Annotated in this window: 21 protein-coding genes; 7 read left to right on the forward strand and 14 right to left on the reverse strand. The window is 48.9% G+C overall.

Translation table 11 applies throughout. From position 1 onward, the window contains the following. The first annotated feature begins 68 nt into the window (after positions 1-68). The 6 genes from N2K84_RS12005 to N2K84_RS12030 all read left to right on the forward strand — a co-directional run bounded on the left by N2K84_RS12005 (position 69) and on the right by N2K84_RS12030 (position 7,436). Positions 69-971, forward strand: a complete 903-nt coding sequence (locus N2K84_RS12005; protein ID WP_282592060.1) for a tRNA-dihydrouridine synthase family protein — start codon at positions 69-71, stop codon at positions 969-971. 290 nt (positions 972-1,261) lie between these two features. Then, positions 1,262-2,593 carry a TolC family protein gene (locus N2K84_RS12010; protein WP_282592061.1) on the forward strand — a complete coding sequence of 444 codons (1,332 nt, stop codon included), beginning with the start codon at positions 1,262-1,264 and terminating at the stop codon, positions 2,591-2,593. Between the two features lie 14 nt (positions 2,594-2,607). Then, positions 2,608-3,699 carry an efflux RND transporter periplasmic adaptor subunit gene (locus tag N2K84_RS12015; RefSeq protein WP_282592062.1) on the forward strand — a complete coding sequence of 364 codons (1,092 nt, stop codon included), beginning with the start codon at positions 2,608-2,610 and terminating at the stop codon, positions 3,697-3,699. Between the two features lie 11 nt (positions 3,700-3,710). After that, the gene (locus N2K84_RS12020; RefSeq protein ID WP_282592063.1) at positions 3,711-6,926 is read left to right on the forward strand and encodes an efflux RND transporter permease subunit; all 3,216 of its coding nucleotides are present in this window, start codon (positions 3,711-3,713) and stop codon (positions 6,924-6,926) included. Next, positions 6,923-7,234: a hypothetical protein gene (locus tag N2K84_RS12025; RefSeq protein WP_282592064.1), complete on the forward strand. Its 312-nt coding sequence runs from the start codon at positions 6,923-6,925 to the stop codon at positions 7,232-7,234. The genes N2K84_RS12020 and N2K84_RS12025 overlap by 4 nt, the downstream gene beginning before the upstream one ends. A gap of 19 nt (positions 7,235-7,253) precedes the next feature. Next, positions 7,254-7,436: a YgaP family membrane protein gene (locus N2K84_RS12030; RefSeq protein ID WP_282592065.1), complete on the forward strand. Its 183-nt coding sequence runs from the start codon at positions 7,254-7,256 to the stop codon at positions 7,434-7,436. Positions 7,437-7,467: 31 nt separating this feature from the next. Here the strand turns inward: N2K84_RS12030 and N2K84_RS12035 are convergent, their stop codons facing one another. From N2K84_RS12035 to N2K84_RS12045, 3 genes are all read right to left on the reverse strand, one after another. Then, a complete protein-coding gene (locus N2K84_RS12035; protein WP_282592066.1) occupies positions 7,468-7,722 on the reverse strand; it encodes a hypothetical protein in 255 nt (84 codons plus the stop codon). Between the two features lie 23 nt (positions 7,723-7,745). Then, positions 7,746-10,541, reverse strand: coding sequence for a DNA polymerase I (gene polA / locus N2K84_RS12040; RefSeq protein ID WP_282592067.1), 2,796 nt, complete (start codon positions 10,539-10,541; stop codon positions 7,746-7,748). A 154-nt stretch (positions 10,542-10,695) separates the two neighbouring features. Continuing rightward, entirely contained in the window at positions 10,696-11,001 is a 306-nt protein-coding gene (locus N2K84_RS12045) for an ArsR/SmtB family transcription factor (RefSeq protein WP_282592068.1), read from the reverse strand. A 267-nt stretch (positions 11,002-11,268) separates the two neighbouring features. On the opposite strand from N2K84_RS12045, the gene N2K84_RS12050 reads away from it, so the two are divergent. Next, positions 11,269-12,243, forward strand: a complete 975-nt coding sequence (locus N2K84_RS12050) for a polyprenyl synthetase family protein (protein WP_282592069.1) — start codon at positions 11,269-11,271, stop codon at positions 12,241-12,243. A 160-nt stretch (positions 12,244-12,403) separates the two neighbouring features. Here N2K84_RS12050 and N2K84_RS12055 read toward each other — a convergent pair whose 3' ends face one another. The 11 genes from N2K84_RS12055 to dtd all read right to left on the reverse strand — a co-directional run bounded on the left by N2K84_RS12055 (position 12,404) and on the right by dtd (position 23,152). Continuing rightward, positions 12,404-12,859: a V-type ATP synthase subunit K gene (locus N2K84_RS12055; protein WP_282592070.1), complete on the reverse strand. Its 456-nt coding sequence runs from the start codon at positions 12,857-12,859 to the stop codon at positions 12,404-12,406. Positions 12,860-12,870: 11 nt separating this feature from the next. Beyond that, the gene (locus N2K84_RS12060) at positions 12,871-14,682 is read right to left on the reverse strand and encodes a V-type ATP synthase subunit I (RefSeq protein WP_282592071.1); all 1,812 of its coding nucleotides are present in this window, start codon (positions 14,680-14,682) and stop codon (positions 12,871-12,873) included. Next, positions 14,679-15,278: a V-type ATP synthase subunit D gene (locus N2K84_RS12065; RefSeq protein ID WP_282592072.1), complete on the reverse strand. Its 600-nt coding sequence runs from the start codon at positions 15,276-15,278 to the stop codon at positions 14,679-14,681. Before N2K84_RS12065 ends, N2K84_RS12060 begins: the two co-directional genes overlap by 4 nt. A gap of 54 nt (positions 15,279-15,332) precedes the next feature. Continuing rightward, positions 15,333-16,664, reverse strand: a complete 1,332-nt coding sequence (locus N2K84_RS12070; RefSeq protein ID WP_282592073.1) for a V-type ATP synthase subunit B — start codon at positions 16,662-16,664, stop codon at positions 15,333-15,335. A gap of 148 nt (positions 16,665-16,812) precedes the next feature. Further along, complete coding sequence (locus N2K84_RS12075) at positions 16,813-18,588, reverse strand: V-type ATP synthase subunit A (protein ID WP_282592074.1); 1,776 nt, start codon at positions 18,586-18,588, stop codon at positions 16,813-16,815. Between the two features lie 60 nt (positions 18,589-18,648). Further along, positions 18,649-19,452 carry a DUF2764 family protein gene (locus tag N2K84_RS12080; protein WP_282592075.1) on the reverse strand — a complete coding sequence of 268 codons (804 nt, stop codon included), beginning with the start codon at positions 19,450-19,452 and terminating at the stop codon, positions 18,649-18,651. Further along, a complete protein-coding gene (locus N2K84_RS12085) occupies positions 19,452-20,072 on the reverse strand; it encodes a hypothetical protein (protein WP_282592076.1) in 621 nt (206 codons plus the stop codon). The genes N2K84_RS12080 and N2K84_RS12085 overlap by 1 nt, the downstream gene beginning before the upstream one ends. A gap of 416 nt (positions 20,073-20,488) precedes the next feature. Then, positions 20,489-21,322 carry a hypothetical protein gene (locus N2K84_RS12090; protein WP_282592077.1) on the reverse strand — a complete coding sequence of 278 codons (834 nt, stop codon included), beginning with the start codon at positions 21,320-21,322 and terminating at the stop codon, positions 20,489-20,491. Between the two features lie 128 nt (positions 21,323-21,450). After that, on the reverse strand, positions 21,451-22,278 hold the full coding sequence (gene deoC, locus N2K84_RS12095) for a deoxyribose-phosphate aldolase (RefSeq protein ID WP_282592078.1): 828 nt from the start codon (positions 22,276-22,278) through the stop codon (positions 21,451-21,453). A 6-nt stretch (positions 22,279-22,284) separates the two neighbouring features. Continuing rightward, positions 22,285-22,635 carry a nucleotide pyrophosphohydrolase gene (locus N2K84_RS12100; RefSeq protein ID WP_282592079.1) on the reverse strand — a complete coding sequence of 117 codons (351 nt, stop codon included), beginning with the start codon at positions 22,633-22,635 and terminating at the stop codon, positions 22,285-22,287. 61 nt (positions 22,636-22,696) lie between these two features. Beyond that, on the reverse strand, positions 22,697-23,152 hold the full coding sequence (gene dtd / locus N2K84_RS12105) for a D-aminoacyl-tRNA deacylase (RefSeq protein WP_282592080.1): 456 nt from the start codon (positions 23,150-23,152) through the stop codon (positions 22,697-22,699). Between the last annotated feature and the right edge of the window lie 46 nt (positions 23,153-23,198).

Raw genomic sequence — 23,198 nt, forward strand, 5'->3', positions numbered from 1 at the left:
GTAACTATTTCCGAGGTTAAAAAAGAGAAGCTGCTACCTTTGCCCATTAAATATTTATTAACCGGCACATGTCGTCACCCGATTTGTTTTACCTGGCACCTTTGCAGGGATTTACCGATTTTGTTTACCGCCGTTGCTACCAACAGCTGTTTGGCGATATTGACGAATACTATATTCCTTACATTGCGGCCGGGAGCGGGAGTAAAATAAGGAACAGTCAGTTCCGTGAAATTCTGCCCGAAAATAACGGACAGCTTCTCGTTGTGCCCCAAATTTTGTGCGCGAATGGGGAAGAAACAAAACAGCTTGCCGGGGAGCTGAGAAATTTTGGCTATCGAAAAGTTAACCTGAACTTGGGATGCCCGTATCCCATGGCCACCAACCGGGGCCGGGGCACTGGTTTGCTGGAAAATCCCGAAAAGCTGAAAGAGGTGCTTGATATCTTGTTTGGTGAATTCGATTTCGAGGTTTCAGTTAAGTTCCGGGCCGGGCTAATCTGTGAGCATACCATCTTCGATCGGCTGGAATTGCTGGGAAGCTACCCTTTCAGGAAGATGATCTTTCATCCGCGTACAGCAAACCAATTATACAAAGGAACGGCCAATCGGGAACTGTTTGCCAGGCTGGCCTCCATGAGCCAACATCCGCTGGTGTATAACGGCGATATTCAATCGGTTTCCGACCTGGACGAGATTAAAAGGCAGGTGCCCAACCAAAACGAATGGATGATTGGACGCGGCATTTTAGCCGATCCTTTTCTGGTGAGCAGACTCAAAGGTCACTTGCCCAATCAGGCAACCCAGCGGGATATGAAATGGCAGTTCCATGAAATGATGCTCGAATCCTATCGCCAAATTTTCCCGGATCAGGGGCAAGTATTTGAAAAAATGAAAGCATTCTGGAGCTATTTTCAGAGAGTTTTGCCAACCCGCACAAAGCTTTTAAACCCATCAAAAAAGCCAGAAATCTGACCGCCTTCCTTCAGATTTATCCCTCCGTATTTAAGAATGATTAGGACGAAGCGGACAATTTCCGGAGTCAGTTTATAAAAATTTAACATCCGAAGAAACCTGTGTCTATCATATTTCGTTTATGATACCACATTGTTAATAAGACAGATATGTCTTTATCATTTTCATGGTTATCGCCGTTATATTCCCCACGTGTTAAATTTGATCATACAAACATCTATATTTCTACATATATCAATGTAAATTCTTATTTTTGCCTCAGGAAACTATAAAACACAAAGACTATTGATATGATACAAAGATTAAACATTTTCGTACTGCTTATCAGTCTGGCTCTGCCTTTTGGTGCTCGTAGCCAAACCCGGCAGATCAGTCTGGATGAGGCCCTGCAGCTTGCCGATGAAAACAACCTGACCACCCGGAGTGCCGAAGCTCGCGAAGCCGCTGCACGCGGTGCTTACCGGATGACCAACTCTGTATTTCTACCCGGTGTGTCAGTCAGCCACACCGGCATTTCTACAAACGATCCTTTGTCGTCGTTCGGATTTAAACTGAAACAGGAAATTGTTGGCCAGGCCGATTTCGACCCGGCCCGGTTAAACGATCCGGATGACATCGAACATTTCAACACCAAATTGGAAGTTCAGCAGCCGCTGTTGAACATGGACGGCATTTATGCCCGCAAGGCTGCCCGTAATCAGTACGAGGCCATGTCGTTACAAAGCAATCGGGTAAAACAAAACATCCGGTATGAAGTGAAAAAGGCCTACTATATGCTCGAACTCGCCCGATCATCGGTGCAAGTGCTGGAACAGTCGGTTAAGGTGGCCGAGGAGGCGCTGAAACTAACCCGCGAAAGCGAAAAGCAAGGGTTTGTAAAACAAGCCGATGTGCTTGAGGCGGCCGTGCGTTTGGATGAACGCCAAAACCAACTTCGCGAAGCCAACAACCAGTTGCAGACGGCCAACGAATTTCTGGCCCATTTGCTCGGTCTCGACTTGGGAACAACCATCGAAACGGTTGATTCGCTGATTCAGCCGCCAGCACAATTTTTCGTTGAAAATCAGTCCGCCAACCTGGAAAACCGCTCCGACCTGAAAGCTTATCAGAAACAAATTGAAGCCGGCGAGAACATGCTGAAATCCGAGAAAATGAAGTTCATCCCCCGTGTGAACGCTTTTGGTAGCTACGAGTGGAACGACAGCAAGTTACTGGGCACCGCAGCCAATAACTACATGGTAGGCGCCACGCTTAGCTGGAATCTGTTCAGCGGATATAAAAATATCGGCAGCGCTCAGCAGGCCAGCGCCCGTTTGGATGAAGCCCGCACCAATTACCAGGATTATCTGTCTCAAAGCCACATACAATTCAACCGTTCAAAACGAAATCTGGAATTGAGTTTCCAACAAATACAAACCAGCAAGCTGGCCAAAGAACAAGCCGAGGAATCCTTCCGCATCCGTACCGACCGCTACAAACAAGGTCTGGAAAAAACCACCGACCTGCTGATTTCGGAAGCGTTGGCCTCGCAAAAGAAATTGCAATACATTCAATCGATTTATAATTACAAGCAAGCCACATTTGAAATGGAATTGCTTCTCGAACAAGATATTAACGAATAAAAGCCATGATAACAATGAAAGCAAATTTGTACAGATTTAGCCTGATCGCCCTGACTGTTTTTTCAGGGGCACTCATCTTTTCGTCATGCGGAGGCAAAAAAGCCGAAAGCCAGATGACCGGGCCCAAAGTAGCGGCCACGGTTGCTGTTGCTGAGTTGAAAGACTATCCTTCGCAATATAGTTTTTCAGGGAAAATTGAAGCCGAAAAGCAAGCTACGCTGAGTACACGCATGATGGGGCAAGTGGAGCGGATTTACGTAAAACGCGGACAGCAAGTTAAGCAAGGCGACCTGCTGCTGCAGATCCGTAACCAGGATGTCCTGGCCAAAAAAGCACAGGTGGAAGCCAGCAAGGTGGAAGCCTCAACGGCTTTTGCCAGCGCTGAGAAGGACCTGAAACGCTTTGAGGCGTTGTATGCCACCAACAGTGCTTCGGATAAGGAAATGGACGACATCCGCACCCACTACCAAATGGCCAAAGCCCGTCTCGAGGCAGTTGCCCAAATGGAAAAAGAAGTGGAAGAATCGATTCGTTACACGACGATTCGTGCTCCTTACAGCGGAGTAGTTACCGGTAAGTTTATTGAGGAAGGTGATATGGCCAATCCGGGTATGCCTTTGCTGGGTATGGAAAGCCCGGCACAGTGGAAGGTGATTGCCCGCATTCCCGAAGCCGACATTGCCCGGTTAAAGTTGAACGACCCGGTGAAGGTAAATATTAATGCGTTGGAGGGGTTAATCCTGGACGGGACTATTGCCGAAATAAACCCTTCGTCAGGAACTACCGGCAACCAGTTTGAAGCCAAAATCGGGATCAACGCCCGGGGGGAAGATACAAATCGACTTTACAGTGGCATGTACGCTACCGTGGTTTACGAAAAAGGGACCTCCCCGTTGATGCTGGTTCCGCAAACTGCTTTGGTACATCGCGGACAACTTACAGGTATTTACACTGTCAGTCAAAACGGTACGGCCCTGCTCCGGTGGATCCGTCCGGGAAAAAGCTTCGGCGACTCGGTAGAGGTGCTCTCGGGCCTGACTGACGGCGAAAAATACATTCAGACAACCGAAGGGAAGCTGTATGATGGCGCTTTAATTGAAAACTAAACAGAGGAAACATGAAGACAGGATTTGCCGGCGGTATCGCCAAACAATTTATGAACTCCAAGCTGACGCCCCTGCTCATGATCGCCTTTTTGGCCATCGGGATGTACAGCTCTTATCTAACACCGAGGGAAGAAGAACCTCAGATTGACGTTCCCATTGCCGACATTTTTCTCCGTTATCCCGGGGCCAGCCCCAAAGAAGTGGAGTCGCGCATTGTACAGCCGCTCGAAAAAGTGATCTCCAACATTCCGGGCGTCGAATATGTATATTCCACCTCCATGCCCGGCCAGGCTATGCTGATCGTCCAATATTACGTGGGTGAGGACATTGAGCGTTCGTTGGTGAAAATGTACAACGAAATCATGAAGCACATGGACGAGATGCCCCAGGGAACAAGCATGCCCCTGATCAAAACCCGGTCGATTGACGATGTGCCGGTGCTGGGGTTGACCTTCTGGAGTAAAACGTACGACGATTACGACCTGAAACGGATTGCCCAGGAAGTAAACAACGAAATAGAACAGGTAACGGATGTTTCGGCAACCAAAATTATCGGCGGTCGTTCGCGCCAGGTACGCGTGGTGCTGAACAACGAGCAGATGGCCGGGTTCCGGGTGGACGCTCTCAGCATTGCCCAAAGTATCCAGATGGCCAACGGACAATTCAACACCGGCGCTTTCAATAAAAACGATACGGAATATTTGGTTGAAGCCGGAGATTTCCTGAAAACAGCCGAAGATGTGGCCAACCTGGTGATCGGTGTGCATAACGGCAGCCCGGTGTATCTGAAACAGGTGGCCGAAATACTGGATGGCCCGCAGGAGCCGACCCAATACGTGGAATTCGGTTTTGCCAAAATGGATGAGCGCAGGGCCGATTCTCCCGGTGAATGTCCGGCTGTGACCATTTCGGTGGCCAAACGCCGCGGGGCCGATGCCATGAAGGTTTCGGATGAAATCCTCCGGAAAATCAACATCCTTGAAAAAGACCTGATCCCCGAAGATGTGCATATTGAAGTGACCCGCAACTACGGGGAAACAGCTTCGCACAAAGTGTCGGAACTGCTGATGCACCTGGCCATGGCCATCATTTCGGTGACCTTTGTGGTGATGCTGGCTATGGGCTGGCGCGGTGGTCTGGTAGTATTCCTTTCGGTACCGATCACTTTCGCGCTCACCATGTTCAGCTACTATTTTCTGGATTACACGCTGAACCGGATTACCCTGTTTGCTCTGGTATTTGTGACCGGTATCGTGGTGGACGACTCCATCATTATTGCCGAAAACATGCACCGGCACTTTAAAATGAAGAAATTGCCGTTCATTCAGGCAGCCATCCGTTCGATCGACGAGGTCGGTAACCCAACCATCCTGGCCACCTTCACGGTGATTGCGGCAGTGTTGCCCATGGTGTTTGTTACCGGGCTGATGGGCCCCTACATGAGCCCGATGCCCATTGGCGCTTCCATCGCCATGATCTTTTCGCTGCTGGTGGCCCTCACCATCACTCCCTACCTGGCTTACCGTTTGTTGCGCCACGACGACAAAGGCGACGAGAAAGAATTCCGCATGGAAGACTCCATCATTTATAAACTGTATTCGAAAACCATCAGCCCCATGCTGGAGTCGGCCTGGAGACGCTGGGTATTTATTGGCAGTGTAACCGTCTTGTTGCTGGCTTCCATGACCCTGGTGTATTTCAAACAGGTGGCCGTTAAGATGCTTCCTTTTGATAATAAGAATGAATTCCAGGTGATTATCGACATGCCGGAGGGAACCACTTTGGAACGTACGGCCGCCGTAACCAAAGAGCTGGCCGCTTTTGTGGCGCAGCAGGAAAACGTGATGAATTACCAAACCTACGTGGGAACGGCTTCGCCGATGAACTTTAATGGCTTGGTGCGCCATTACGACTTGCGCCAGGGATCGAATGTGGCTGATATTCAGGTGAACCTTACCGACAAAGGCGACCGCAAGCTGCAAAGCCACGACTTGGCCAAAGCCATGCGCCCGCATTTGCAGGAACTGGGCAAAAAATACAACGCCAATGTCAAAGTGGTGGAAGTGCCCCCCGGCCCGCCGGTAATGTCAACGCTGGTGGCCGAGGTATATGGACCCGATTACGAACAGCAAAAAGATATTGCCCGTCAGGTGAAAGGCATTTTTGCCCAAACCACCGATGTGGTGGACATCGACTGGCACATGGAAGACGACCAGACAGAGTACCGCTTCAACGTGGATAAGGAAAAAGCTGCCTTGCTGGGCCTTTCAACCCAACAAATTTTGCAAAGTGTGCAAATGGCGCTGGGCGGTTACGAACCGGCCAAGTTGTACCAGGAAAACGAACACGAACAGGTGGGCATTATGCTGCGCTACAACGAGAAAGACCGTTCGGGCTTGAACGAGCTGAAGAAAATCAGCATCATGAGCCGGATGGGACAACCGGTTGCCTTGGGCGATGTGGTGGAAATTGACGAAACCATGCAGGACAAGAGCATCTACCGGAAAAACCAGAAACGCGTGGTGTATGTTACCGCCGATGTGGCCGGTAAACTGGAAAGCCCGGTTTACGGTATTCTCGATATGTCTGAGCAACTGAAAAACATTCAGCTTCCCGAAGGTTTTCAACTTAGTGAGGAATACACGCAACAACCATTTTCGCAAGACAATTACAGCTTGAAATGGGATGGCGAATGGCAAATTACCTACGAGGTGTTCCGCGATCTGGGAACCGCGTTTGCCGTGGTGCTGCTGGTTATTTACATGCTCATCATCGGCTGGTTCCAGAACTTCAAGGTGCCTTTCGTGATGATGATTGCCATTCCGTTGTCGCTGGTGGGTATTCTGGTGGGGCACTGGATGATGGGAGCCTTCTTTACTGCTACGTCTATGATCGGTTTGATTGCCCTGGCCGGGATCATGGTCCGAAACTCGATCCTGCTGATCGACTTTGTGAACCTGCGGCTCGCTGACGGCATCCCGCTGAAGGAGGCTGTGATTGAGGCTGGCGCTGTGCGTACCACACCTATTTTGCTGACGGCCGGTACGGTGGTTATTGGCGCCGTAGTCATCCTGTTCGACCCCATTTTCCAAGGGCTGGCCATCTCGCTGATGGGCGGGACCATTGCTTCAACCTTCCTCACGCTGGTAATTGTACCGCTGATTTATTACATGACCGAGAAGAAAAAATACAACACAAATCAAGAACCTAAAACCGACGAACAATGATGAAGTTTGTGATTATTCAATGCGTGAAAGCCTACCATCATGAGCTGGAGCAGATTTTTAAATCGATAAAAATCAATACCTACAGTGAAATGGACGTGGAAGGCTTTATGAAAAATGTTGACGGGGATTCCGACTTTTCCAACTGGTTCGGGTCGCGCAAAAACCCCTACAACTATATGGTTTCGTTTACCTTTTTGGCCGAGGATAAGGCCAACGAATTGTTGCAGCGGATTGACGAGTTCAATCACGGTGTGGAAGCCATCAGCCCGATGAATGCCTACATCGTAGGCGTAGAAAAATATGTGTAACCGAAAAGTAACTGATAATATGAGAGAACGGATTATTCGCGCTGTGGCCGGCGCCTTTGTGCTGGCCAGCATTGCCCTGGCAGTTTGGGTGAATCTAAACTGGTTGTTTTTTACCGCCTTTGTCGGGTTAAATTTACTCCAGTCATCCTTCACCAAATTCTGCCCGCTGGAATATATTCTGGGGAAATCAGGGGTGAAATAGTTGAGTTTTTTAGTTGAAAAAGCAGGGTCCACTATATGGGTCCTGCTTTTTTCGTATCAGCCGGATAGATCTTCGTCGTTGCTTTTGTTTTCGGCAGGCTTGCCGGTTCAATATTCGACGTGGCAGCAACAAGCTGCGGCCTTGCTCCTTTAATCTGCACCACCGAATATTTGATCTGCTCCTTTGCCGAAGAAATATTCCCTGTTGCCGGAAAGATCTTCCCTGTTGCAGATGAGATATTCCACAGTGAATATTGTTTCTGCGTTAAAGCAGATTGTTCCGGCAAGATTGTTTCCGGTTTTCTGATGATTAGTGCGCCTCCAGCCAGTTAGGGGCTGCATTCATTTCAATCGTCAGCGGCAGGCCAATATCCACAGCGCCCTCCATCTGTTCTTTCACGATTTGTTTCACTTCATCCAGCTCTTCTTTCGGTACATCGAAGTTCAATTCGTCGTGTACCTGCAGAAGCATTTTTGCCTGCAGTTTCCGCTGGCGCAGTTCGTTCCAGATGTTGATCATGGCCAGTTTGATGATATCGGCCGCCGATCCCTGGATGGGCGCGTTGATGGCGTTCCGCTCGGCCACGCCGCGCACCACCGCATTGGCCGAGTTAATGTCGTTCAGGTAGCGGCGGCGTCCTTTGATGGTTTCTACATAGCCGTGGTCGCGGGCCACTTTGATGCACTCGTCCATGTATTGTTTCACCCGGCTGAAGTTCTCGAAATAGCCATCGATGAGTTCTTTGGCCTCGCTGCGCGAAATATTTAGCCGGTCGGACAGCCCAAAGGCCGAGATGCCGTAAATGATACCGAAGTTGGCGGTTTTGGCCTTGCGCCGCATGTCGGAAGTCACCTCTTCCAACGGTACTTTGTAAATTTTTGAGGCCGTGATGGCATGAATATCCTGGTTGTTGCGGAAAGCTTCGAGCATGTGCGGATCCTTGCTCAGGGCCGCCATGATGCGCAGTTCAATTTGCGAGTAGTCAGCCGACAGGAACAGGTGGTTCTCGTCGGATGCCGTGAAAGCTTTCCGGATTTCGCGCCCGTTTTCGTCGCGGATCGGGATGTTCTGCAGGTTCGGATTGGTAGAGCTCAGCCGGCCGGTGGCTGCAATGGCCTGGTTGTAGGAGGTGTGTATCTTTCCGGTTTTGGCATCAACGAGCTGGGGCAGTGCCTCCACGTATGTTGACAGCAATTTTTTCAGTCCGCGGAATTCGAGGATTTTGCCTACAATCGGGTGCTTGTCCACCAACTTGGCCAGCACTTCTTCGGAGGTGGAATATTGCTTGGTCTTGGTTTTTTTCGCGTTCGTGTCGATTTTCAGTTTTTCGAAAAGAATGGGGCCCAACTGTTTGGGAGAAGAGAGGTTGAATTTCTCACCGGCCAGTTCTTTTATTTCCTGTTCCAACGTCACGATTTGTTCGCGCAATACTTTCGCGTAGGCGTCCAGTTCACGTGTATTGAGGCTCACACCGGTAGCTTCCATATCGGCCAGCACGGGGATTAGGGGCATTTCAATTTCCTCGAATACCGGGCGCACCCCGGTTTTGTCCAGCTCAGGGTCGATCACCTGTTTCAGTTGCAGGGTGAGGTCGGCATCTTCGCAGGCATATTCCTTCATTTGTTCCAACGGCACCTGACGCATGGTGAGCTGGCTTTTGCCTTTTTTGCCGAGCAGGCTCACGGTTTCCACTTTTTGGTAGCCCAAATAAGTTTCACACAAATAATCCAGGTTGTGCCGCAATTCGGGCTGAATCAGGTAGTGGGCAATCATGGTGTCGTACAGCGTGCCATTCACCTCCACGTCGTATTGCTTCAGCATCAGGATGTCGTACTTGATGTTTTGCCCCACTTTGCGGATGTTTTCGTCGCCAAACACCAAGCGGAATTCCTGCACCACACGGAGCGCCTCTTCCCGGTTTTCGGGGAGGGTCACGCAATACGCTTCGCCTTTGCGGAACGAAAAGGAGAGGCATACCAGCTCGGCCGTATGGGTGTCGAGTCCGGTGGTTTCCGTGTCAAAACAAAATTCTTCCTGTACCGAAAGTTCCGCGCGCAGGCTGGCGCGTTGCATGGCGTTTTCTACCAGGTAATATTCGTGGGGTGTGTTTTCAATATGGGCCAGGTCGTCGCGCCGGGTTGGGGCGGTTGCTGCCGGTTGGGCTTCGCCAAACAACGTTCCTTGTTCAAAACTGAGTTGCTGTTGCACCTGTGGCTGTGGCGGCGCCAGCTTTTGCGAAAGGCTGCGGAATTCCAGTTCGTTGAAGATTTCCTGAAGCTTTTGCCAGTTGGGCTCGTCCATCACCAACTTGCTTTCGTCGAATTCAACCGGTACATCCTGAATGATCTCGGCCAGCTTGCGCGAAAGGCGTACCTGGGCTTCGTGCTCTACCAGGTTTTCCTTTTGCTTGCCTTTCAGCTCGTCGATATGCTCGTACAGCCCATCCACCGAATGGTAGGCCGAAATCAGTTTCATGGCGGTTTTTGGGCCAACCCCCGGACAGCCCGGAATGTTGTCGGCCGTGTCGCCCATCAGGGCCAGGATGTCGATCACCTGGTCGGGCGTTTGCACCTCAAAGTTTTCCTGCACCTCGGGGATTCCCCAAATCTCCACCTCATTGCCCCCGCGTCCGGGTTTGTACATGAAAATGTTTTCGGAAACCAGTTGCGCGTAATCTTTATCCGGGGTCATCATGTAGGTCTGGTAACCTTCCTTTTCGGCTTTCTTGGCCAGGGTCCCGATCACATCATCCGCTTCAAACCCCTCTTTTTCCAGAATAGGAATATGGTACGCTTCGATGATTTTCCGAACCCATGGGATGGCTTTGCGTAAATCCTCGGGCATCTCTTCGCGGGTGGCCTTGTAGGCTTCGTACATTTCGTGCCTGAACGTTGGCGCGTGCACATCGAACACCACTGCCAGATGAGTCGGGTTTTCCTTGTTCAGCAATTGCTCCAGCGTGTTGGTAAATCCCAACATGGCCGAGGTGTTCAACCCCTTGGAGTTGTACCGCGGGTTTTTGATGAAGGCGAAGTACGAGCGGTAAATCAGCGCGTAGGCATCGAGCAGAAACAGGCGTTTATCTTGGTTGTTGTTTGCAGACATGATCTGGTTCTATTTAACGGTTACAGGAAGTAAAACATTCCGTAAACGAAGGTACGTCAACAGAAGTTCCCCGAAAGTATAAACTTCCGCACAATAAACGAAAAAAGCCGGCGATTTCGCCGGCCTTTCGGTATGGTAATTTTAGTACAGGTTCTTATTCTCCGCAGGTACAGCGGTGCAGACAATCTACAATCTGGCTCAACACATCGTGCTTCAGGTAGTAGAATGTGTTTTTCCCTTCGCGACGTGAGCAAAGCACCCCTTTGTCTTTCAAAATACCCAAATGGTGCGAAGTAGTGGATTGCTCAATGCCCAGCAACTCGTGGATTTCGGTGACGGTCAGTTTTTTACCGCCTTCCAGATGTTTTAGGATTGCAATTCGCATCGGATGGGCAATGGCTTTCAGCATGTTTGCAGCCATATCCAAACGGTCTGCATCTAATTCTTGTATTTGTATCATAGCTAATCTTCTAAGATAGATGCAAATATATAAATATTTGATTCCTTCTAAAAACAAAATACAGGATATCTGCTCTATTTTAAATGAATTTAAAGCAAGGTAGCCGGAACGAAAAACAGCTGACCTTCAAAATAAATCATCTTTTCCCCTTAATCATTCCTACGAGCGACATCCACCTTCAAAAAACCGCATATTTTATTATTTTTGGACGAAGGAAAAACGGGACAGTGTGTTAATCCCGATATTCCGGAACTGAAAGAATAACGCATGGCGTCAGCAGATACGATAAAGGCTCCCATTTCGAAGGAACTAAACGAGTTTGAAGATTATTTCAAAACGACCATCCAAAGCGACATTCCGCTGCTTTCGGTCATCATCAACTATATTTTGCGGAAAAAGGGGAAGCAAATGCGGCCGATGTTCGTGTTCCTTGCGGCCAAAATGAACGGGGGATTTAACGAAACCACTTATATGGCCGCCTCTTCCATCGAGTTATTGCACACGGCCACCCTGGTGCACGACGATGTAGTGGACGAGTCGTACGAACGGCGCGGGAGTTTCTCCATCAACGCGCTTTGGAAGAACAAACTGGCGGTGCTGGTGGGCGACTACATCCTGGCAAAAGGGCTGCTTATCAATATTGACAACCAAAATTACCAGTTTTTGCAGCTGATCAGCCGTTCGGTGAAAGATATGAGCGAGGGCGAAATCCTGCAAATGCGCAAGAGCCGGAAGCTGGATATCGACCACGATACCTATTTCGAAATCATCCGCAAGAAAACGGCCTCGCTGATTGCGACCAGCCTGGCTATTGGCGCCGCGTCGGTTACCACGGACCAGGACGTGATTGAGCGCATGTTTGAAATCGGCATTTATGCGGGAATTGCTTTCCAGATTAAGGATGACATTTTTGATTACCAGGCCAAAGGGATTTTGGGCAAACCTACCGGAAACGACATCAAAGAGAAGAAAATTACACTTCCGCTACTCTATGTGCTTGGCAAGGCCGATGAGAAGGAAAAACGCCGCATTTTGCACGAAGTGAAGAAGAAGCATAAAAACACGGCCAAGGTGCAGGAACTGGTAAACCTGGTGGTGGAGCGCGGCGGGCTGGAATATGCCACGGCTCAAATGAACCACTACCGCGATCAGGCGATTTCCAAACTCCTCGAATTCCCTGAAAACGATGCCCGGAATGCCTTGGTGGAGCTGGTCAATTACGTGACTACGCGCAGAAAATAACCCGGTGAAATAGTTGGTCCTTCAGCGTTTCTGATAGTCAGCACAGCGCTGGCCAAAAAAAGCCTGACCTGAATGTTACCCGTTTTCGGGATCAGGTCAGGCTTTTTGTTATTCCGTTTTTAGGAACCAGGGAAGATGCCTGCGAGGTAAACGATCCTGATTAGATGGAGTTACTGATCAGGAAGGTTACGGCAAATGCCACGATCGCGTATAATTCGGGGAATACTGCAAGAATCATGGTTTTACCGAACACATCGTACCCGGAGCTGATCCCGGCAATACCGTTGGCAGTGATGTTTCCCTGCTGAATGGCCGAATACAATGCCACCATTCCAAGGGCCAAACCGGCTCCCAGGAAGGCAGCCCCATGCAACATGGTCACCGATTCCAGTGTTTGTAGTTTCAGGTTCATCACAAAAAATCCGGCAAAACCATACAGCCCTTGTGTACCGGGCAGCGCACTCAGCAACATGTAGCTACCAAAAGCATCTTCACGTTTTTTAAGTGCACCAATTGTGGCGTTACCTCCTTTTGACACTCCAATGGCACTTCCGATTCCAGAAAGCAAGACCATTACCGCCAGTCCCACGTAAACTAATACATAAGCCAAATCCATAATTTCCGTTATTAAGTTGATGATAAATTATTTTGTTGTTTCGAAAAGGGTTTGTAGGGTTTACCACCACCCTGAAACCCGGCATTCTTATAAAATTCCACAAAGGTCAAACGCATGGGGTGCACAAATGCCCCCAACGATGAAATGGCCAGGTTGGCCGTGTGCCCAATCACAATGATCAGGATGAAAATGACCGGGCCAATATATTTACCGCTTCCAAATGATGCTGCCATTTGATTGATTACCAGGCCGAGGATGGAACTGGCAATTCCGAGTGCAAACAGACGAATGTACGACAACAGGTCGCCGAAAATACCGGTAACGGTGTTGTACATTTCCCACAATCCGCCAATCAGACGGAGATGAATGGGGCCCGTGCCCGAGAACAGCAGGATCATCAGAATGGAAGCCGCATAAAACACATTTTTAACGATATTAAGCAGTGAGGACAGTTCCTGATCTTTCAGAAAGAAACTAAACAAGCCAATGGTGAAGAACAGCAGCAGCCAGCCTACCGAGCTGAGCGCCTGTAAAGGATATTCCCTCCGAAGCTGGTTTTTGACCCGGATGATAATCCCGAACAGGATCTGAACAGCGCCGACAATCAACGACAGCGTGAATACCTGAGAACTGTCCAGGAACATTTCTTTTAATACGCCCAGGGCATCTTGCTTGGCCAGTTCAATGCCGAAGAAGGTGCCGAAAATCAATCCCATGATCAGGGTAGAGGCGCCAAAAAGCTGTCCCAAGGTTAGGTAGGGTTTTACCGATGCTCCTGCATACCGTTTATAGATGGTTGATCCGAGCAACAAAACCAGGCCGTAGCCTGCATCGCCCAAACAAAAACCAAAAAACAACATAAAGAACGGTGCAAAATAAATCGTCAGGTCCAGCTCGGCATAGGCCGGTAGCGAAAACAGCTTGGAAATGGGTTCGAACAGCCTTCCAAATTTATTGTTGGTTAGCTGGATGGGCGGTTGCTCGCCTGGCTCGGCGGTGGCTTCCAGATAGAAAATGTGGTTCTTTTCCAGATACGCTTTCAATTTTTCCTGCTCTGTAACGGGTACCCAACCTTCCAACAGGTGCAGGGTGCCTTCGCCAATTTCCGAAGTTTGGTTGTTCCAAACATCCAGCCATTCCAGCCGGAGTTCGATTGCCGCCAGGCGTTCCTGCATCACCGGTATGCCATTGGTCCCCATGGCGTCCAGTTTTTTCAGGATTTCGCTGATTTCGTGTTCCAGGCCAGCAGCCTGACGGAGCAGTTCTTTAGCAGTGTGCTTCGATAACTTTTCCAGCCGAATCCCGTCAAATGGTTCACCTTCGTAGCCAATGGTGATAAATTTCACCTCTTTGTCGCAACGTTTGACAATTTCAATGGGGTATTGTTCCAACCACTCGGGGTTCCATTTTTTCACCGGCACCGAATAAAAGTCGATCTTTATTCCGGCTTCTTTCAGCTTTTCCAAAATATCGTTGGAGTAGTCGCCCCAAACCTGGCGTTCTGCAGCTTTCTTTTTTAGTTGTTCCAGCTCCGCTTCAGCGCCCTCCAGCCTTTTCAGTACCAGTTGGGTTTGCTCAATAATTTCTGCAACTGTATGGTCACAAGGCACCACCTCCTGACCTTCCTTCCGGTAGTGTTTCAGCAGTTCGGTAGTTTGCCGGATGCGGGCTGCTTCTCCCTGCAATGCCGCCGTTTCGCCGGTTGCGTTTTTTTCGCTGCCTTTGCCAACATGCACCACTCCCAGTTCTTGCAAATCGTCAAGAAATTGCCGGTAGGCAGTATGATGCACGGCAAAGCCGTATTTCATCATGGGTACAATCATGGCTGTTCGGTTTTTTGCATTTTCGTCTTCAATAATTTTTGCGCTGCTTTCGACAAGTTGTCTTCATCTTCCAGGTAGCGTTTAATTTGGCGGATGGCCGCTTCGAGCGAAGGGATCTGCACTTTTTCGTACAGGTTCACCTTTTGTGTCGCTTTTTTCCTGGCATCTTCAAGCAGTGCCAGCCGTTCTTCCTGGACGCGGCATTGCGCCATTGCTTCCAGCAGGGTCTGCATTTCGGGCAAACCGTCGCTAAACCAGTCGGGTACGGCCGTTAAGGCAAATTCCTGCCGCTCGGTTTCCACGCCTTCGAAACGGGGAATCAGAATTCCGGCCACCTTGTTCTTACTAACCTTGATTTGAAGGACTTTCAACAGCGAAAAATCAAACTCATTCCACAAAACCTTCCAGGGTTCCGTTTGCTTGAGCACGTTCCGGTAAGCCATTGTGGCTTCTTCCAGTTCCCGGCGGGTTTCAAAAACCATGGCGCGCAAGGCGGCTTCCTTGTTTTTCAAGGTGGGCAGCGCCTTTTGACGAATGGCCAGTTTTTTCTGGAATTCGCGCAGTACGGTTTTGTTATATTTTATCTGTAACTTCATTTTTCGTTTTTTTCTGTCAGCTTACCCAAAGGTGTTCTGTTGACACCGGATCGTTTAGGCCGGTTGCAGTTCTTTCCAGTGCAGGTCAACAAATTCCTGCTTGATGCCCACTTCGTCCTTGGTCATGTATTTGCTGAAAAGCATCCAGGTTTCGTCGAGCATTTCATGGGTTTCCAGGTTCACATCAATGGCCAGGATGTTCCGTGAGTAATCTTCGGCAAAACGCAATACGCGGCGGTCGTAATCCGACAGTTCAAATCCGTTTTCGAGTTTGGTTTTCGAGTTGGCGGCATCGGCATACAAGCGGATCGCGGCGTTCATTACCTGCGGGTGGTCTTTGCGGGTCACTTTCCCGATTACCAACTGTTTCAGGCGAGAAAGGCTCCGGAACGGGTCGATGATGACCTTGTTGACATCCGGCGAACGGCGCAGGAAAAGCTGCCCTTCCGTGATATAACCGGTGTTGTCGGGAATAGCATGGGTGATGTCGCCACCGGAAAGGGTGGTAACGGCCAGAATGGTGATGTTGCCGCCATCCGGGAACTGCACCGCTTTTTCGTAAATTTTGGCCAGGTCGCTGTACAGTGAGCCAGGCATGCTGTCTTTCGATGGAATTTGGTCCATACGGTTGGACACGATGCTCAAGGCGTTGGCATATTGTGTCATGTCGGTCAACAGCACCAATACTTTCTCGTTCTTCTCAACTGCAAAATATTCGGCTGTAGCCAGTGCCATGTCGGGAATCAGCAAACGTTCAACCGGCGATTTGTCGGTAGTGTTGATGAAGCCAACGATTTTAGACTGCCCGTATCCTTGCTCAAAAGTGTGCTTGAAAAACAAATAATCGTCGCGGGTGAGGCCCATTCCGCCCAGGATGATTTTGTCCACTTTGGCGCGCAGGGCGATCAGTGCCAGTACTTGGTTGTAAGGTTGGTCGGGGTCGGTGAAGAAGGGAATTTTCTGACCCGACACCAGCGTGTTGTTCAGGTCGATGCCGGCAATACCTGTTGCGATCAGCTCGCTGGGTTGTCGGCGCCGTACCGGGTTGACGGAGGGCCCGCCAATCGGGAATTCGCGTCCTTCCACCGCCGGCAACCCATCAATGGGGTGGCCGAAAGCATCGAAAAAACGCCCGGTCATGTGATCGCTCAACGGCAGCCAGGGAGCTCTTCCCGTGAAGATAATGTCGGTATCGTTGCGCAATCCTTCGGTGCCCTCAAATACCTGTAAAGTGACTTTATTTCCGGCGATTTTCACCACCTGTGCCGCACGCCCCTGCACATAGGCCATCTCTTCGTAACCAATATTGGTTGCTTCCAGCGTACAGGTTGCCTTGGTGATGTTAGTCAATCGGCAATATATTTTTTGGAATGCCCTCGCTTTCATACGTTTAAAATTTTATAAAATATCATTTCTCAGTTTGATTTGGTATCCGGCTTGAATACCGGTTATGGGACATGAGAAAAATATCGGAATTAATAAATTGAACTTCTGTATGTTGTCACGCAATTTGCTTGAACCGGCGGTACCTGTTTCAGGATACGGCCGTTTTTTCAAGGATCATTTCCTGCAACTGTCTTTCGTACCCTTCAAACTTGTCTGATTTAAACTCGCTGTAGTTCATCTGTTTAAACAGGTTGATGATTTTCTTGAAATAGTCGCGTACTTCGTTAAAGTCGTCAAAACCAAACTCGGTTTCTACCACCTCAATCACTTTTTCCAGCATGTATTTCTGTCGTTTCAGTGGTGTGTTGCTGTCAATGGCATCAAAAGCGTCCTGCTGCAAAATGGCAAAGTCAATCAGTTCGGCTTTCCAGAATACTTCGTGGTAGGCCACCGGCACACCGTCATCACCCAGGATGTTGATCTGTTCGTTCACCTCCTGTCCGCGGATCAGGTAGTTTTTGACAAAGTCGATTTTGTTGATCCAATTTTCGCCAATTTCGCGGGCGGCGAAGGTGATGTATTCGTCGTATTCGAGGTATTTCGAATAACTGTCGATCGGGTCGATGGCCGGGTAGCGTTTGCTGTCGGCACGGTTTTGCGATAAGGCGAAGAAGCAACGGGCCACCTTTTTGGTAGCTTCGGTAACCGGTTCAAGAAGGTTACCTCCTGCGGGCGATACTGTTCCGATGAAGGTGATGGAGCCGCTTTTCCCGTTGTTCAGCAGGGCGTAGCCGGCTCTTGAGTAGTAGCTGGCGATGATGGCCGAAAGGTCCATGGGGAATGCGTCCGGCCCGGGAAGTTCTTCCATCCGGTTCGACATTTCGCGCAAAGCTTGAGCCCAGCGTGAGGTTGAGTCGGCCAGCAGCAAGGTGCGCAAACCCATCGAACGGTAATATTCGGCAATGGTCATGGCCGTGTAAACCGAAGCTTCGCGGGCCGCAACCGGCATGTTGGAGGTATTGGCAATGATCACGGTTCGTTCCACCAGTTTGCGGCCTGTACGCGGGTCGTCCAGGTGCGGGAACTCGGTGAAGATTTCGACTACCTCGTTGGCGCGCTCCCCACAGGCGGCAATAATCACCACCTCGGCAGCAGCCTGTTTGGCCAGGGCGTGCTGAAGAACGGTCTTTCCGCTACCGAACGGACCAGGAATAAATCCGGTACCTCCTTCCAGAATGGGGTTCATCGTATCGATTACCCGGACGCCGGTTTCGAATAATTTTCCGGGACGAAGTTTTTCGCGGTAGCCGGGGATGGGCATTTTTACCGGCCAGGTTTGCACCATGCTAACCGCTTTCTCCTGACCGGCGCTATCGGTCAGCCGGGCAATGGTATCGGTTAATTTGTATTCGCCGCTTTTGGCAATCCAGCTCACGTCGTAATCGCCTTCAAACTTGAAAGGCACCATAATTTTATGGTGAATGTGATATTCGGGAACTTCGCCCAACCAGTCGCCGGCAGATACCGGATCGCCTGTTTTTACCAGGGGGGTGAATTGCCAGACCGACTCTTCATCGAGCGGATAAGTGCGGGCGCCCGGTTCCAGGAAAACACCCTTCATTTTGTCCAGGTCGTTTTGAAGACCGTCATAATTGCGGGTAAGCATGCCTGGTCCCAGGTGGACTTCCAGCATGGATCCGGAGAAATTGACATCCATGCCGGTTTTGAAACCGCGGGTCGTTTCAAAAACCTGGGCAAAGGCTTTGCTCCCTTCGGTTTTGATGACTTCACCCATGATTTCCTTGCCGTTTTGCTGAAAGAAGCATATCCCGTTCTGGATCAGCGGTCCGTCGGAAACAGCCTCAACCAGGTTACCCACGATGGCTGTTACTTTTCCTTTACTGATGATCGTAATATTTTCCATATTCTGTCGAAATTATTTCAGGCCGAAAACGGGTTGCGTTACCGGCAATTTCCTGATTTTTTAAAGTTGTTTTTCCTGCATCATTTTTTCTGCCATCGCGACAGGATCCACCGGGCTTTCCGGGCTGAGCACCTGTTTCCAACGTTCGAGCAACAGCAGTTTTTGGTAATATCCAAGAATGACGTTTACCGTGAAATACTCGAAACGGTTAATCTCGTCAATGGCATTCCAGCGAAGCCGGTCGAAGTCCTGTTCCCGTTCGAGGTAGTTGGTTTTGGATAAAATGTGTTCCAGTTTCTCGGCGGCCCAAAATTCGGTGCGCACAATTTTTTGGTTCAACGGGTATTCCACCAGCAAATCGTGGTAGCTATTTCCTTTTATCAGTTGTTGCTTTTTTTCATCGGTCAGCTTTTCGCTGCGGTGGGCGGCCAGGAAGTTCAGCCGGTTCAATTCCAGTTCGGCCCATTCCTGCAAAAACAGGTTGCCCGAAGTGTGTAAATAGGAATAGTAGTATTGCTGCAGTTTATGGGCGACCAGTACTTCGGGGGCCTCTCCCCGGTGGTTTTCTTTCCAGGTAACCAAGTGTTGCAAATAGTTTGGCAGTTCAGCAAAACGCTCGCTGGCCGAATGAAAGACCTCGCCTGTAAACCCCGGCAGCAGTTCTCCTTCCTTGGCCTGGCCGCTCACAAAGGCGGTAATTTCCCGGTGGTACTTCGGAAAACTCAACGCATTGGCCAGGGCCAACTCGTCGGGGGGAAGTATTTCGTCCAGGGTAGCCAGAAATTTGTCCGGAAGCAGGAAATTGGCTTCGGGATTGAATTCCAGGTCGGGAAGTCCGGAAATAAAACTGTAGTAAACGTTCATTATTTTTCGGTGTTAAACAGGAAGTCTTTCACTTTAGGCTTCATCAGCGACATGAAGAAGGTTTTGAATTCTTCGTCGGTAAAAGAAATTTTAAAACTGTCGCTGTCCTTCACCAGTTGAAAACCTTGTTTTAACTCGGCAACCGGCTTGATCACTAATTTAGCACCCATTACTTCTGATGCGGCAGCCTTAAATAGTGGCTCCAATTTGCTGTACATGGTTTCGGGAACTAAAATATCCAGGTGGTGCTCCTGACCGTCGGCTTCGCTCCAGGTACGTGCAATTTCCAAAACCAGGTCTTTAATGAATTTCGGATCGCTGGTAATTTCTTTGGCAATTTTAGCGGATGAATGTGCCGTGACCAAGTTGGTAACATTTTGTTTGGTAATTTCGATAACCTGGTCCGAAATAGCCTGCAACTCCGCTTTCAGTGAAGTATAGATTTTTTCTGATTCGCTTTTGGCTTCCGACAACATGGCTGTCGCTTTTTCGTTGGCCTCGGTGGTGGTCTTTTCGGCTTCTGCACGTGCTTCTGCAAGTATCTTATCGGCTTCGGCGCGGGCTTTGGCAACACCTTCGTTGTAAATATTCTCTGTTAATTCTTTAATCTTTGTGTTCATATCTGTACGAATTATTTAGTTTTCAGAACTGCCAATATTAACGTATCATCCCGTGTCGGGACAAAATACCAAGTGTTCAAATTGCTCGGTAATCAGCACATGCTTGTTTTGAACTAATAAGAACGATCGTTGTTGACAAAGTGGTTCAAAATCAGATCCTTGGATGCTGTTGAACATTAGGTGTTGCCGGTATTTAACAGGTAATGTTTACTACCGCTAGGCTCAAAAATAATAATTTTAGCTCGCAAACCTGTTTTGAACATCGATTTTTTCAATTGTTTTTAGGTTTTGATAATTTGGCATTAAAAGCAACTGGGCGAAAAATTTGCTTTTGATTGTGTTTGGGTGACAATAACCACGTTTCATGGATGAATTGAATCATCTGTAGCAATATTTTTGCCTGTTGTAATTTATTCTCACAGAATAAACACCGGAAGTTCGGATTTGTTGCCGAACCAATTCTTCAGACTAATCTCTTTTCGAAGCATGAAGGAGGTTGTCAACTTTTGGTCGATCACAACGAGGTCTGATGCAGCGGGCGAGGCCAGCCATTTTAACTCTCCTTGACTTGTTCGATTCCCGGACCAAAGCACCGGGAAAGGACAGGCGCTGGAAAAAACACGGACACGTTCCGCGATATCAGCTGTTGTTATTGTCCCGATAACGTGAAGTTCAACTGAAGCTTTTTTGTCGAGAATCGGGAATTGCGCAATGAATTGAATTTTCTCGGGCGAGAGGTTTTCTGCATCAGCCAGGTAAAGTACTTTTTGAAACGGGCCCTGCTTAATTCTTTCAGGTAAAAAAAGCATGGGAACATTTGCTCTGATAACCAGTTTCCGGGCTTTGCGGGCCAGGTTGGAACCCGCGCCCGGAAATGCATCTTTTAAACTGAAAATGGCCAGACCCGGATTGAAAGCTGCCTGCTTGTATTGCATGAATGAACGCCAGTTTCCTTCGAAAGGGCAAAGGGTAATCTGTTCTTCATCCAGATTGAAGGTATGGATAGCTTTCTGTTTCAACTGTAGTAGTTCTTTATTTGCAAACTGTTCCAGCACACAGGTAAAGTCGTTTAGCAAGGGTTGCCCGAAATGGGGTTTTTGAAAAGCCTGTACAAATACCAGCTTTTGTCTTTGTCCGATCAGGTGCCGCATGGAAAAACGAACGGATTCCAGGGCGCCTTCCAAAAATTCACACAGGATAAGCAGGTTCTTATCCTGGTGGTTTGCGTGGGTGTAGAGGTTGCTTTTCATACGGTTAGTTTTTCTGCCTTATTAAAGGTAGCAAACCGCCACGCAATAACCTACGGAGGATTTTTTACAACATAGGAATTGGACGTTCTTATTTTTTAGGCTATCCGGCCAGACCCCGGACTAACGCGCTAAAAATATTTTATTTCATCGCCCAGTAAGTTTCCCAACAGGTTATTGGCCAGTCGGCTGGCTCCAATACGGAAAAGTTTGGGGGTGAGCCATTCTTCTCCCAGGATTTCTTTCACGATTGACAGGTACAACATGGCCTCGGGGGTGGTGGAAATTCCCCCGGCCGGTTTAAATCCGATTTGCTTTCCGGTTTTTATCCAAAACTCCTTGATGGCGTGACACATGACGATGGCCGCTTCGGGAGTTGCCGCCGGGTTCATCTTGCCGGTAGAGGTTTTGATAAAGTCGGCGCCGGATTCCATCGCCAGCATCGAGGCGTGATGAATCCTTTCAGGGGTGGCCAAGGCTCCGGTTTCCAGGATTACTTTCAGGTGGGCACCGTCGATAGCTTTTTTGATGGTGGATACTTCTTCGCGGCAGATCAGTTTATCACCTTCCAGAAAAGCCCACAGCGGAAGCACCATGTCGATTTCGCCGGCTCCGCGTTCAACGGCCATCTGAGCTTCCTTCACTTTCGTTTCAATAAACGTCATGGATGATGGGAACCCTCCGGCCACAGCGGCAATGGCAACTTCTTCGACTTTCAGTTTTTCTTTTACCGTGCGCACCATGTTGGGGTAAACGCAAATGGCAGCCACATTTTGCAAGGTGGGGTAGTCGTTTGCAAAATCATTTACCCGGTCGGTAAATGCTTTCACATGACTGATAGTATCGGTTGCATTCAGGGTGGTCAGGTCGATGCAGGAAAACGCCAGTTGTTGCATCTCACGCGTGTTGTTCATCTCGGCTTTTGTTTTTATTGCCGCCAACTCTGCCTGGATTGTCATAGCTTTCTATTTTAGTTTTTCATTATTCTGATGCCGGTCTTTGTCCCGGTTTGTTTTCTTTTCCATATTTTTCAGGAAGGCTACGTTCAAATCCACCCCTGTTTGATTGGCCAAACAGATGAGTACCCAAAGCACATCGGCCATTTCGTCGCCCAGGTCTTTCCCTTCGTCTGATTTTTTGTAGGACTGGTCGCCGTATTTACGGGCCATTAACCGGGCCAATTCCCCAACTTCCTCGGTTAAGATGGCCAGGTTGGTCAGCTCGCTGAAATAGCGCACCCCAATCGTTTTGATCCAGTTGTCAACCAATTGTTGTGCCTGAGGTAAAGAAACCGCCTGATTATTTGTTTGTTTCATTCAAAATAAATTTATGTCATGTTGCTTATACGAAATTCTGTAATTCAAGTTAAACAGAATCTTAAAACTCTTTAAACTTCGTATCCAGCATGATGGTCACTGGTCCGTCGTTTATCAAAGCCACTTTCATGTCGGCCCCAAACTCGCCGCTGCCAACAGGTTTCCCCAGTTTTGCCGACAGTTCCCGGATAAACTTTTCATACATCGGTATGGCAAAGTCGGCCTTGGATGCCCGGATGTACGACGGGCGGTTTCCCTTTTTGGTGCTGGCGTGCAGTGTAAACTGGCTGATCACCAGGGCGTCGCCGTTAATCTCCGTCAGTGAGCGGTTCATCACCCCATTATCGTCGTTAAAAATGCGTAATTGGCTGACTTTTTTCACTAACCAATCGATATCCTCATCGGTATCGGCATCCTCAATGCCCATAAAAATTAACAATCCGCAGCTGATAGCTGATTTTACTTCCTGGTTGATGGTTACCGACGCCTGCGAAACCCGTTGCACAACAACTCTCATAATTCTATGGTTTATTTTGCTGAATGAAGACGACCGAACAAGGAAT

Source organism: Gaoshiqia sediminis, assembly GCF_025907915.1.
Lineage (GTDB): Bacteria > Bacteroidota > Bacteroidia > Bacteroidales > Prolixibacteraceae > Gaoshiqia > Gaoshiqia sediminis.

Bases quoted from the DNA above. Each gene is read 5' to 3' on its own strand.
- N2K84_RS12005 (WP_282592060.1), top strand. From the start codon at position 69: ATGTCGTCACCCGATTTGTTTTACCTGGCACCTTTGCAGGGATTTACC.
- N2K84_RS12010 (WP_282592061.1), top strand. From the start codon at position 1,262: ATGATACAAAGATTAAACATTTTCGTACTGCTTATCAGTCTGGCTCTG.
- N2K84_RS12015 (WP_282592062.1), top strand. From the start codon at position 2,608: ATGAAAGCAAATTTGTACAGATTTAGCCTGATCGCCCTGACTGTTTTT.
- N2K84_RS12020 (WP_282592063.1), top strand. From the start codon at position 3,711: ATGAAGACAGGATTTGCCGGCGGTATCGCCAAACAATTTATGAACTCC.
- N2K84_RS12025 (WP_282592064.1), top strand. From the start codon at position 6,923: ATGATGAAGTTTGTGATTATTCAATGCGTGAAAGCCTACCATCATGAG.
- N2K84_RS12030 (WP_282592065.1), top strand. From the start codon at position 7,254: ATGAGAGAACGGATTATTCGCGCTGTGGCCGGCGCCTTTGTGCTGGCC.
- polA (WP_282592067.1), bottom strand. From the start codon at position 10,541: ATGTCTGCAAACAACAACCAAGATAAACGCCTGTTTCTGCTCGATGCC.
- N2K84_RS12045 (WP_282592068.1), bottom strand. From the start codon at position 11,001: ATGATACAAATACAAGAATTAGATGCAGACCGTTTGGATATGGCTGCA.
- N2K84_RS12050 (WP_282592069.1), top strand. From the start codon at position 11,269: ATGGCGTCAGCAGATACGATAAAGGCTCCCATTTCGAAGGAACTAAAC.
- N2K84_RS12055 (WP_282592070.1), bottom strand. From the start codon at position 12,859: ATGGATTTGGCTTATGTATTAGTTTACGTGGGACTGGCGGTAATGGTC.
- N2K84_RS12060 (WP_282592071.1), bottom strand. From the start codon at position 14,682: ATGATTGTACCCATGATGAAATACGGCTTTGCCGTGCATCATACTGCC.
- N2K84_RS12065 (WP_282592072.1), bottom strand. From the start codon at position 15,278: ATGAAGTTACAGATAAAATATAACAAAACCGTACTGCGCGAATTCCAG.
- N2K84_RS12070 (WP_282592073.1), bottom strand. From the start codon at position 16,664: ATGAAAGCGAGGGCATTCCAAAAAATATATTGCCGATTGACTAACATC.
- N2K84_RS12075 (WP_282592074.1), bottom strand. From the start codon at position 18,588: ATGGAAAATATTACGATCATCAGTAAAGGAAAAGTAACAGCCATCGTG.
- N2K84_RS12080 (WP_282592075.1), bottom strand. From the start codon at position 19,452: ATGAACGTTTACTACAGTTTTATTTCCGGACTTCCCGACCTGGAATTC.
- N2K84_RS12085 (WP_282592076.1), bottom strand. From the start codon at position 20,072: ATGAACACAAAGATTAAAGAATTAACAGAGAATATTTACAACGAAGGT.
- N2K84_RS12090 (WP_282592077.1), bottom strand. From the start codon at position 21,322: ATGAAAAGCAACCTCTACACCCACGCAAACCACCAGGATAAGAACCTG.
- deoC (WP_282592078.1), bottom strand. From the start codon at position 22,278: ATGACAATCCAGGCAGAGTTGGCGGCAATAAAAACAAAAGCCGAGATG.
- N2K84_RS12100 (WP_282592079.1), bottom strand. From the start codon at position 22,635: ATGAAACAAACAAATAATCAGGCGGTTTCTTTACCTCAGGCACAACAA.
- dtd (WP_282592080.1), bottom strand. From the start codon at position 23,152: ATGAGAGTTGTTGTGCAACGGGTTTCGCAGGCGTCGGTAACCATCAAC.